10 protein-coding genes are annotated in these 12,076 nt (G+C 34.1%); 2 read left to right on the forward strand and 8 right to left on the reverse strand.

Annotated elements, in window-relative coordinates; translation table 11 throughout:
- Window positions 1-4 precede the first annotated feature (4 nt).
- Complete coding sequence (locus tag P2Q73_RS11220) at window positions 5-1,660, reverse strand: diguanylate cyclase domain-containing protein (protein ID WP_275787032.1); 1,656 nt, start codon at window positions 1,658-1,660, stop codon at window positions 5-7.
- A gap of 357 nt (window positions 1,661-2,017) precedes the next feature.
- Here P2Q73_RS11220 and P2Q73_RS11225 point away from each other — a divergent pair, with 357 nt between their 5' ends.
- The gene (locus tag P2Q73_RS11225) at window positions 2,018-2,563 is read left to right on the forward strand and encodes a GNAT family N-acetyltransferase (RefSeq protein WP_053589624.1); all 546 of its coding nucleotides are present in this window, start codon (window positions 2,018-2,020) and stop codon (window positions 2,561-2,563) included.
- Window positions 2,564-3,454: 891 nt separating this feature from the next.
- On the opposite strand, the gene P2Q73_RS11230 is transcribed toward P2Q73_RS11225, so the two are convergent.
- Complete coding sequence (locus P2Q73_RS11230; protein WP_275787035.1) at window positions 3,455-4,531, reverse strand: undecaprenyldiphospho-muramoylpentapeptide beta-N-acetylglucosaminyltransferase; 1,077 nt, start codon at window positions 4,529-4,531, stop codon at window positions 3,455-3,457.
- A gap of 45 nt (window positions 4,532-4,576) precedes the next feature.
- Here P2Q73_RS11230 and P2Q73_RS11235 point away from each other — a divergent pair, with 45 nt between their 5' ends.
- Window positions 4,577-5,932, forward strand: a complete 1,356-nt coding sequence (locus P2Q73_RS11235) for an MATE family efflux transporter (protein ID WP_275787038.1) — start codon at window positions 4,577-4,579, stop codon at window positions 5,930-5,932.
- An 11-nt stretch (window positions 5,933-5,943) separates the two neighbouring features.
- Here P2Q73_RS11235 and P2Q73_RS11240 read toward each other — a convergent pair whose 3' ends face one another.
- From P2Q73_RS11240 to deoD, 6 genes are all read right to left on the reverse strand, one after another.
- Entirely contained in the window at window positions 5,944-6,591 is a 648-nt protein-coding gene (locus P2Q73_RS11240) for a CAP domain-containing protein (RefSeq protein WP_082355200.1), read from the reverse strand.
- 769 nt (window positions 6,592-7,360) lie between these two features.
- Complete coding sequence (locus P2Q73_RS11245) at window positions 7,361-8,236, reverse strand: CAP domain-containing protein (protein ID WP_275787041.1); 876 nt, start codon at window positions 8,234-8,236, stop codon at window positions 7,361-7,363.
- Window positions 8,237-8,395: 159 nt separating this feature from the next.
- Window positions 8,396-8,656, reverse strand: coding sequence for a hypothetical protein (locus tag P2Q73_RS11250; RefSeq protein WP_275787044.1), 261 nt, complete (start codon window positions 8,654-8,656; stop codon window positions 8,396-8,398).
- The gene (locus tag P2Q73_RS11255) at window positions 8,653-9,555 is read right to left on the reverse strand and encodes a CobW family GTP-binding protein (protein WP_275787046.1); all 903 of its coding nucleotides are present in this window, start codon (window positions 9,553-9,555) and stop codon (window positions 8,653-8,655) included. The genes P2Q73_RS11250 and P2Q73_RS11255 overlap by 4 nt, the downstream gene beginning before the upstream one ends.
- Window positions 9,556-9,778: 223 nt before the next feature.
- Complete coding sequence (locus P2Q73_RS11260; protein ID WP_275787049.1) at window positions 9,779-11,260, reverse strand: S41 family peptidase; 1,482 nt, start codon at window positions 11,258-11,260, stop codon at window positions 9,779-9,781.
- A gap of 108 nt (window positions 11,261-11,368) precedes the next feature.
- On the reverse strand, window positions 11,369-12,073 hold the full coding sequence (deoD, locus tag P2Q73_RS11265) for a purine-nucleoside phosphorylase (RefSeq protein WP_053589630.1): 705 nt from the start codon (window positions 12,071-12,073) through the stop codon (window positions 11,369-11,371).
- Window positions 12,074-12,076 lie beyond the last annotated feature (3 nt).

The following is a 12,076-nucleotide window of genomic DNA, read 5'->3' on the forward strand; positions in this document are numbered from 1 at the left end:
CAAATTAATTTTGAACGGCATTCGTATAAAGAAAGTTATTTTTACCAAGTTTTTTAGCAGCGTATAATGCTTGATCTGCTTTATCTAATAACTCGTCAACGCTTTTCCCATCGTGTGGATAAATGGATATTCCAATAGATGATGTTGGGGTAAATAGATGATCTCCTATCATCCAACCAATTTTTAACGTATCTTGGATAGCGTATATCAATTTTAAAATTTTTTCACTACTGCCATCTTTATAATCGTCTACTTTATCTACTATTATAACGAATTCGTCTCCGCCAAGCCTATAGCAATTGAACTGGCCATTAACGCAATGTTGAAGCTTTTCAGCAAAACGTATTAAAAATTGGTCTCCAACATCATGCCCAAATTGATCATTTACAGATTTAAAGTCATCCCCATCAATATATATCAATGCTATATTATTGTCGCCGTTTAGAGAGTCGATAGCTATTGGTAAATCTCGGTGAAACGATCGGCGATTTGGAAGTTCAGTTAAACTATCATGATAAGCCATAAACTTTAACTTATCTTCTAATTCTCTTTTTTCTGTAATTTCTCTTGAAACTACAACAAACCATTTCTCGTCTTCTTCATCTCTGTTCCTTTTTACTTCAGTAATTGAAGTATCTGCCCAGATAGTATTCCCATTCTTCTTCTTCATTAAAAGTTCTGTTCGATAAATACTATTTTCATCAATAGAGGGCAATAGATGTCCTGCTTCTACTCTGTCTTCTGATATTAGACTAAGATAATAAGTCCCAAGGAGCTCCTCTTTATCATATTGAAGAATAGTTTCATGACTAGGAGAAGAATATAGTAAATAACCTTCTTCATCTGTAATAGCTATGAGGTCATTTGAATATTCTGTTATTAGAGTAAATGTTCGCTCTATGTTTCGAAGCTCATCTATAATTCTTTTCTTTTCAGTAATATCAAATTGAATTGTTAAATACTTTTCAATTTCACCATGTTCGTTCATGATGGGTATTACATTTGCATCTACCCAATAAAAAGAACCTGACTTGGTCCGATTACGAATCTCACCCCGCCAAATACTACCATCTTTAACTGTGCTCCACATTTGTCTAAAGAAATTTTCATCATGGAAGTTTGAGTTTATCAATCGGAATGTTTTTCCAACAATTTCATTTTGTTTAAACTGGCAAGTATTTTCAAAAACTTGATTGACCATTTCAATTATGCCATTTTCATTGGTCATTGCTACTAAGGCAGCTTCATTGATTCCTTTTTTATAGCTTTCCAAAATATAGGTAGAAGCTTGCATTTCCTTAGATCGTGCTACTTTTTTTGTAATGGCGAGAATATATTGGTTTTCTCCATCAAAAATAGGGATAGCTGTAGTTTCATTAACATGCGTTAAATTGGAAATCGAAAAATGATCTTGATAAAAAATAGACTTCTTTTCCAAGAAAGCTCGTTTATAATTGTTGACTATTGTCATATAATGATATTCTTCTAAACAATCTTCTAATTTTTTTCCAATAGGATTTTCAAAAAAAACTTCTTCTGCTTTTTTATTAATACATTCATATATAAAAGTATCGTCTAATTTCCGCATAAGAAAGACATAATCATCTGACAAATCATATAGTAAACTAAATTGTTTTGGAGTTATAACTGCTTCAGTCATTATTTCAAAAAATCTCCTATCGGCATTGATTCTCATATCCTTTAATCATATTTATTTAACGATAAAGTTACAAGTATTTTAACAATTTTTATGGATATATCCTTCACAAAAAATTAACATATTATTAGAGACATTTCTCTATGCAAAAGGAAAAAAAATTAGTATATTATAAAAGCAAATAATTTTATAAGACAAAGTTCGCTTTGTCGAGGGAAGGCAAATGGTGCGCCACCAGTTTTGAGCTGGTCCTAGTAGGTTCGATTCCTACCCCGAAATTTTTTATGCATTTTAAAATGAAAAATTTCAGGGAACCTAGGATGATTATGCTCATTTTGGTTCTTTAAGGGGGCACTTATTTTGATTAGAAAACGTGATTTACATGAATGCACTGCGCTTTACGAACTAATGTCTGACCCTAGCGTTCTTGCTTATGTTCGTCAAAAAGCTAGTTCAGCAGACGAATATTGGTTCATGACAAAGCAGTTAATGGAAGAAGAAGAGAAAGGTTTATCGATTTCTAGAACCATTATCAGTGATTATGGTCAACCGATAGGAACTATAAACTTATTTGATATAGAAGACGGAGCTGGATTCCTCGGTACCTGGATCGGAAAACCATTCCAAGGACTAGGTTACAATAAAAAAGCAAAAGAACAGTTTTTAAATGAAATGTTTTTCGAAACAGATATTCATACAATCTTTCTTCGTATTCGAAGAAGCAATGTCAAAAGTATTCGAGCTACCGAGAAACTTCCTTACGTTCTTAAAGCAAATACAACCCATTCTAAAATTTATGAGGCAATCAATAGCCAGTCAGATATTTATGATCTTTACTATATTCCAAAAGACTTGTTCCATCTAGTAATGTTACAACAAAGTACAGAGGAAGAACAAGCAATGTAATAAAAGGAAATAGAAATACAGACCTTGCTTCTATAGAAAACTCCCGCCAAATTGTCATTGGCGGGAGTTCTTTATTTTTATTTTTGTTAAAACTTGCATTCACGCAGCCGCAGGAACGCGAAGAATGAGGCCCCCAGAAAGGGATAGCACTGAAAAATTCTTAAATGAGATTTCGTAACAGTAGGTGAAACAAGTTGTTCACATACTTGATTTTATTTTGGCCCGTCAATTTCCGTTCCAGGCGGACGCTTTCCGCCGGCATGGCTTCAGCCGCTTCCCTCGCCACGCTCAGTCCAGGGTCTTCACCTCATGCACCTGACGCTTCGCTTTCGGTGCAGAAAACATGTGCTATTCCGGCTGGAGTCGCCGCCTTCCACTCCAATCAACTTTTATCCGCTTTTCAATTAGAGAACCATCATGCCATTAATAGACCAAGTTTTTTCACTTAAAATTTTTCAATTAGTATTTATAGAAAATCGTTGAAAAAGGCGACACTCCTGCGGGAATAGCGTGAGCCGAAGACCCCGCAGTTGAGGGGAAGGCAATCTAAGTTCGCCGCATCCTGCGGCAACGATTGCATGACCAACATCGTGTTGGCCTAGGAGGCTAAGGCAACGCCCGCGGAAAGGGAGCCGTTTCAACGATTTTCTTATTTATCGGACGACATTATTTAGTAAAGAAAAATTCTATAGACTTTTTCAGTGACCTTCGTAAAGGATGAGATAGTAACAATGGAGATACTCAAACCGGGAGGGTCATGCAAAGCGTGTGCACGAACACACATCCGTGATTCTAAATTCTACTCTCCAAATTGCTGAAATACATCCTATAAAGTACTCCGCGATTAGGAATATCAAAATTTTAAAATCAACCGTAATAAATATCAGAATCTTATTTTTTATGCGATAAAAGAATTTCAACAAATTGGCTTGGAGTTTTAGGAGAATTTGCAGCTTTTTGTTTATTTATAATTGTTTCCTTAGCGTTAACTAGCTTTGTAATCGATTCTAGAAATGATTGTTGTGTTAAGTGTTCCTCTTCTAATACAATTCCGAATCCTTGATTCTCAAAATAGTTCGCATTTAGTAATTGATCTCCCCTACTTGCATGAATCGATAAAGGAATTAAAAGCATTGGTTTTTTTAAAGCTAAAAATTCAAATATAGAATTTGATCCTGCTCGCGTAATAACATAATCTGAAATCTTTAATAAATGAGGGAGCTCAGTTGTGACATATTCGAATGCAATATAATTTGGTTTTCCTGTTAGTGATGCATTTAAGTTACCTTTACCACAAAGATGTATGATTTGATATTTTTTCGTTAACTCATCTAAGTTGTCGTAAATGGCTTCGTTTATTTTAGCTGCTCCCTGGCTACCACCCATTATAATAATAGTCTCTTTGTTTGCTTTAAACCCAGTCAGCTGCTCTGCTATTAATTCATCGCCATTAAACAAATCTGGACGAATAATCGCCCCGATAGAAGATGACTTTTCTGCAGGAAGGTATTTTAATGTTTCTTCAAAAGTAGTAAATATGTGTTTTGCGAAGGAGCCAGCAATTTTATTTGCAAGTCCAGGTGTTATATCCGATTCATGAATAACTACTGGTATATTAGCGAATTTTGCAGCAATTACGACAGGAACAGAAACAAATCCCCCTTTAGAAAAGATGAGTGATGGTTTGACTTTTTTAATGATTCTTGTCGCTTGAAGTGTTCCATAAAGGACCTTAAATGGATCGGAAAAATTTTTAATGGAAAAGTATCTTCTTAGTTTGCCATTTGAAATTGCTTGATACGGTAACGATGGGAAACTTTTAGTGATAATCGATTTCTCTATTCCATCTGAAGAACCTATATAATGAAGTTCATAGCCTTTTTCTATTAATTCGGGAATAATTGCTTCATTTAATGAAACATGCCCTGCAGTACCTCCACCTGTTAATACAATTGTGTTATTATTCATTAATAATCTCCTAACTATTTTATAACTTTAAAGGATGTATGCAAAATGCAAGAAACGAAAACATTATCTGATAAAATGATTCAAATGATTAAAATAGTCTTACCTATTTTAATCACACAATTAGCACTATATTTATTGACATTTTTTGATGTATTAATGACCGGAAAATTTAGTATTGATCATTTAGCAGGTGTTTCGATAGGTTCATCTCTTTGGGTGCCTGTATATACTGGTCTTACCGGTATATTATTAGGCATTACGCCAATTGTAGCACAATTAATAGGAGCAAAAAAGAAGGAAGAAGTCCGTATTTTTGTTCAGCAAGGATTTTATATAGCTCTCTTGTTAGCAATCATCATTTTTGTTGCTGTCCTATTATTAATTGATCCTGTTCTTCAGCGTATTTCCCTCGAGGATAGTGTACGCGAAGTAGCAAAGAAATATTTATATATGATGAGTATTGGTCTTGTTCCACTATTCCTTTATAGTGTAATTCGCTCTTTTATTGATGCTTTAGGAAAAACACGAGTATCCATGGTTATTACTCTTTTATCTTCTCCCATCAACATTGCATTAAATTATGTATTTATTTACGGGAAGTTAGGCATGCCTGCTTTAGGAGGCGTAGGAGCTGGATTAGCATCGGCACTTACTTATTGGTTAATATTCCTTATTTCAATAGTGATCGTGTATCGTAATAAACCATTTGCTGAATTACATATTTTCAATGGTTGGAGAGCGCCTTCCTTACAAAAAATAGGATCGATTACTAAGATTGGTTTTCCAATTGGGATTTCCATTTTTGCAGAAACAACCATTTTTTCTGCTGTCACATTATTTATGAGTGCTTATTCAACAGAAGTGATATCAGCTCATCAGATTGCTATGAACTTTACTTCCCTACTTTATATGATTCCATTAAGTATTGCGATGGGAGCTACAATACTTGTTGGGCATGAAGTAGGTGCAAATAGATTTAAAGATGCCAAAACTTATAGCTGGCTTAGCGTGGTTACAGCCGTCCTATTCAGCTTTATATCCGCATCTATACTTCTCTTGTTTAAAGAGCAAATAGCATCTATTTATACAAATGATCAAGCTGTAATCACATTAACTATTCAATTTTTCTTTTTTGCTGCGTTATTTCAATTATCAGATGCAATCCAAGCACCTGTTCAAGGAGCACTTAGAGGATACAAGGATGTAACAATCACATTCATTATGTCAATTGTTTCTTATTGGATAATAGGGTTGCCTACTGGATACATACTAGCAAACTATACTTCTTTTGAACGCTTTGGATATTGGATAGGTTTAATAGTAGGGTTAACATTAGGGGCTATCACGCTCTGTTCAAGACTTATCTATTTACAAAAAAGAATAACAAAAAACGACGCTTAAAAGCGTCGTTTTTATTTTCCTATAAATTGTTGTGTCCAATAGAAACCACTATCTGATAATCCAACGCCTATATGTGTAAAGGATGGATTCATTATATTTTCTCTATGACCTGGAGATTTCATCCATGCATCCACTACCTCTTCAGCACTTGGTTGACCCATAGCAATGTTTTCACCTGCAGAATTATAAGTGATTCCTAAAGCTTTCATTTGATCGAATGGTGAACCGTACGTTGGACTAGTATGAGAAAAATAGTTTTTATTTTTCATATCCTGTGATTTTTCCTGTGCTGATTGGGTAAGCTTTACATCAATTTGTAACGCTTTTAATCCTTCTTTAGCACGTTCTTGGTTAGTTAAATCCACAACTTGTTGAACTGTTGAAGATACTTGTCCAATATCATTTGCAGTTGTTCCAGACTTTTGAGTACTAGCTTCCTGATTTGGTGTTACAGGATTTTGTTTCGTACTTTCGATTGGCTGGCTATTTTTATTTATATATGAAAAAGGTTCATTCCCTTTTTGTTTTACAGAAATATTAGCTTCTGAAGTAGTATTTGAATTTGAATTTCCCGTGGACATAGAAGCTTCAACAGATTGAGTTGTAAATAACAGACTTCCTGCAAGTAATCCAACTATTAACGAATAATTTTTATTCATTTTCTATTCCTCCTTCTTTTGGGCTCCACTATTATAAACATATGAAAGAAAAAATAATTTTTATAAAATATTCCATTAAAACCATTAAGATAAATAACTAGATAGCAACAACTATCCCTCTTCAAATAGATGGATATTATAACCACAGTTTAGAAATATTTCATCTCAAACACTGTTGACAGTTTTATATAAAAAACTATTAAGGTACTGACCTAATAGATTGAGATTAAAAAAACATTGAGTTGAAGAACGGGAATGTAATATCTAAAACCAAGTTAGCAAGCAGAAATTATTAGCAGTAGATTTACAATTGCCAATGAAATAAGGAATAAAAGAATTAAACATTCGAAATAGAACACAACTCAATTACTTAGATGCGGTGGTATTTTTATTGGATACACTAGACCAGTTACTTACTTTGCCAAGAGATTTAACATTGCATAGTCATCAGCAATCGTTTTACATATGCATATCAACAAAAAGTTAAAAAAGGCATTATTATAAGTTGGATGCCAGCCCGCTGATCATGCCTCAATTAAATCGTTCCACGCATCATTAAACATTCTATCTCGAACACTTGAAACCCACTATGAGGTAATCGTATAGGGCACTTGCACATATTATTTAAATTTTTTAACAATGTCCGCATACAAAAAAATAAACAACCAGTCGCAGGTGTAATTACCGTCAACTGGTTGTTTAAAAAGGTGTTTTATTCCCTATCTCAATTATTAGGAGTCAGTCCCTAATCTTGGTAGGTTTCACTTCATTACTTACCTATAAATTGTTGAGTCCAATAATATCCACTATCTGATAATCCAACTCCAATATGTGTATAAGAAGGATTCATAATATTTTCTCTGTGGCCTGGTGAATTCATCCATCCGTCAACTACTTCTTTTGCACTACGTTGACCCATCGCAATATTTTCTCCAGCCGCTTTGTATGTTACACCAAAAGATTTCATTTGATCAAATGGTGAACCGTATGTTGGACTAGTATGAGAAAAATAGTTTTTGTCTTTCATGTCTTGTGATTTTGCTTGAGCTGATTGTGTTAATTTCGTATCGATTTGTAATGCTTTTAAACCTTGTTTAGCACGTTCTTGGTTAGTTAAATCTACAACTTGTTGAATTTCAGAAGATACTTTCACTTCTTCTTTATTTTCTGTAGCTGGTTTTTGAACTACTGGTTCTTTTACTGTATTTGTTGGTGCTTGTGCAACTGGTTTTTTAACAGGAACATTTGGTTTTTCTACTGGTTGCTTCTCTGTTACAACAGGTTTTTCTACTGGCTGCTTCTCTGTTACAACAGGTTTTTCTACTACCGGTTTTTCTACTACTGGTTCTTTTTCTTTCACAACTGGTTTTTCAGCTGCTTTTTCTTCTTCCATATTGACAAAGTATTTAGCAACAATTTCGTTTGCAACTAATTTAGCATTAGCTACATATTTAAAGTTATCGTATGCTCTCCAATTATATTGATCTATTAATTTATATGGAGACTTCAATTGATAATTAACAACCGCTTTTGCCTCGGAAGTGGTGTTTGAATTTCCAGTTGTTGTTGATGCTTCAGCTGTATTTGTAGATAAAAACAAGCTTCCTGCAAGTAATCCAACTATGATTGAATTTTTTTTATTCATTCTCATTTCCTCCTTCTTTTGTGCACCCTTATTGTAAACATAAAAGAGGAGGAATTTTTCACATAACATTTACCAACAAAACCATTAGATTAAAATATATTGATAGAAATAGAGTACTATATGATTACTTTTGGATATAATGACCAATAAAATTAAAATTTACACATCATTCGCTGTTGACACTTTTAAATACTCCTCTTCATAGACAGATAATAAGTCATGTTTATCTTCTTCACTAAGCTCACTACCTTGTATACGTTGAATCGCAAGTTGACACTTTTTTACTGAAGATAACCTTGCTCTAGGATGAGTAAATTCATCTTTTAACTCACTGTTTATAACAAGACGAATTTCGTCCTCTGTTTGAATTTTTTCTAGAGCAATTCTTCCTTTATATAATTGTTGAAAAGCCTTTATCATTTTGAAACACTTCCTATCATCTCGAGTTTATCAATTTTATCTCCGATAATAACGATCTGAGGATCCATCTTCATGTACTCAGGTATCCATTGAACCATTCCATAAGCATATTGAAATAGAAAGGGATATTTATGACCTTTTAATGGTACATAGCCTTTCATCCGATATACCGTATCAGGGAGACTTCTTACCCAAGTCTCAAACTCTTCTTGTTCAACTGCCTCTTGAAAAGTATATAGACGGGTAGACAGAAATAGTTGTTTACCTATGGCTGTTTCGTTAATGTCTTTTTCATGGTGAGTAGCTTCTAGCTTTTTTATTAATGACAATGGAAGTTTACTATTGGATGTTTGTATAATCGGAGCAGAACTATTTAAAGACTGTAATTGCATAGTGACAGTTGCTACTTCCGAATCACTGAGTAAATCAATTTTGTTTGCTACAATTAGATGGGCGTGTCGTATTTGTTCTAAAAACAACATTCTAGTTTGAGGCGTTAAGTGATCACGATCTATCCATCTCTTACAATCCGCAACTGTTATAATCCCTTTCATATTTAACTTATTTGCAAATAGAGGTGAAAAAACTGCATCCATCGCTTCAACGGGATGAGCAGCACCTGTTGTCTCTATTATTAAGACATCAAATTCCTCTCCTTCTAAAAGCATTTGAAGCTGTGCTTCCATCTTTTCAGATCCTGTACAGCATATGCATCCTTCCAACATTTCTTTTAAAGGTATATCTTCATCTACAGCTCGGCTATCGAAATTAAGCTTCCCTAACTCGTTCATAATGACTGCAGGTTTAATACCCTCCTCTTTAAGTTGAGCAATTAAATGTGATAATAAGGAGGTCTTTCCGCTCCCTAAAAAGCCACTTAATAGATAAACATCTTTCATTTTATGTTTACTCCTTTCACTTCAGCTATGTTAAACTTTGCTATTGTTAAATTACAATCATACAAGATTATTGAGTCAATTTGACTTTGTGCTTATACACAAGACCGTAAGAGAAAAAGTAACTTACTGTCCCATAGGACAGCTTATCCGACTACCAAGGTGCAAATCTGAATAATAACTGAGCTTTCATTTAAAAAGCTGACCTATAAGGTCAGCTTTATTTTTACTTATTCAGAAGCTCCAAAACAACTTCTTTAGCTTTTTGTAATTGCGGATCATCTTCTAATACTTTTGCACGAAGTTTATCCATTAATAAATAAGAAGTTTCTCCTGATAGTTCACCAGTTGATTCAAGCTTGTTTTCAGCTTGGAATTTTTTCACTGCTATAGTCATTTGATTATCGAAGTTTTCGTTTATTTCACCAACTTCATATCCAACTGCTTTTAACATTTCTTTAGCATTTTGAATAACTTCTGAAGATTGGCCTTCTTTTAAAGTTTCAGCAGGATCTAATGGTGCAAGCATTGCATAGGTTGGGTATTCGACAGCATAATCAGGGGCAATCCCTTTCTCATGTATCCAATTACCGTCAGGCGTTAACCATTTAGCAGTCGTAATTTTAATGTTCGATCCATCTGGTAAATCATTAACTGATTGAACTGTACCTTTACCAAATGAATTTAAACCAACTAATGGGATATCTGCAGATTCACTTAATGCGCCAGCTAAAATTTCTGATGCGGATGCACTACCTTCATCAATGATCAAGGATACTGGTACCTTAACCTTCTCACCTGGGGAAGCTGAATAAACAAACGGTTTTCCTTTTTCTTGTATTTGGACGATTGACTTTCCATCTTTTAAGAAAAGATTAGAGATATCAATAGCACTATCAAGAAGACCACCTGGGTTTTGACGAACATCAATAACCAATGCCTTCATTCCTTGATTTTCCATCTCGCTAATAGCGGTCAAAAGTTCATCATATGTGTCTCTAGAGAAGCTAGAAATAATAATATGTGCAACATTATCACCAACCATTTCAGCATAAACCGTTTCGATTGGAATATCATCACGAACTATTTTAATATCCATTGTTTCACTTTCTCCACGTTGTATGGAAAGTGTAACTTCTGAACCTTTATTACCACGTATTAGAAGCACGGCTTCAGAAGCAGTATATCCTTTTATATCTTTTCCATCTACTGCAAGAATTTTGTCATTAGGCAATATCCCTGCTTTTTCGGCTGGAGAATTCTTAATAGGAGATACTACAGTTATCACACCATCTCTTTCTTGAATCTCTGCACCAATCCCTTGGAAGCTAGAAGATATACTCTCATTAAACTGGGAGGCTTCTTCTTTATTCATATAATCAGAATATGGATCTTCCAGTGCATCAATCATTCCATTAATGGCACCGTTAACTACTGAATCTTGATCAATATCTTTATAGTATTCTTCTTTTAACTTATCATATGCCATATAAAGTTTAGAGAACTCAGTTCTTTCTGATTCGGGTAATTCTTCGCCTAGGACATTACTTTTGCTAACATTTAAAATCATCATCGTTAGTGCAGCTGTTGCGACGATTAATGCTAAAATCATTACGAAAAAACCAAATGGCTTTATCTTTATATAACGTGATGCAGGTTTCTCTTCAGTAGATTCCACTTCATCATTTGATTGTTTTTGTTCGTCCAAATTTTTCACCCTTTTCTTCCAAAAATCTTATAAAATAGACTGTCATCTCCATGACAGTCTATTTATCAAGATAATCTAGTTAAGAAGTAAACTCTTCGAAAAGACAGGTTAGTCTTGAATAGCTGCTTCTAGCGCAACAACTACCATATCGTTAAACGTAGTTTGACGCTCTTCAGATGTCGTTGCTTCACCTGTAATAATATGATCGCTTACAGTTAGAACTGAAAGAGCTTGACGACCAAATTTAGCAGCTAGAGTATAAAGTGCAGCTGATTCCATTTCCACTGCCAATACACCATAACTTGCCCATTTTTCATTTTGTGCATTTTCGTTATAGAATAAATCTGCTGTAAAAACATTACCTACTCTTAAATTTAACCCTGCTTCTTTTCCAGCATTATATGCTTTATATAATAAATCGAAATCTGCAGTTGGAGCATAGCTTACATCATCTAATAAAACTTTGTTTAACGTAGAATCTGTTGAAGCACTTTGAGCAAGAATAACGTCACGTACTTTCACGTCTTTTTGAATTGCTCCACATGTACCTACACGAATCAATTTTTGTACATCATAATCATTCATTAATTCATGAACATAAATTGAAATAGAAGGTACGCCCATCCCAGTACCTTGTACTGAAATTCTTTTTCCCTTATATGTACCAGTATATCCAAACATGTTACGAACCTCATTATATTGGACAACATCTTCTAAAAATGTTTCTGCAATATATTTTGCACGAAGTGGATCTCCGGGTAGTAAAATTGTATCTGCAATTTCACCTTTTTTTGCTCCAATGTGTATACTCATTTA

It is taken from the genome of Bacillus sp. Cr_A10, from assembly GCF_029222665.1.
In the GTDB taxonomy this organism is placed as follows: Bacteria; Bacillota; Bacilli; order Bacillales_A; family Planococcaceae; genus Psychrobacillus.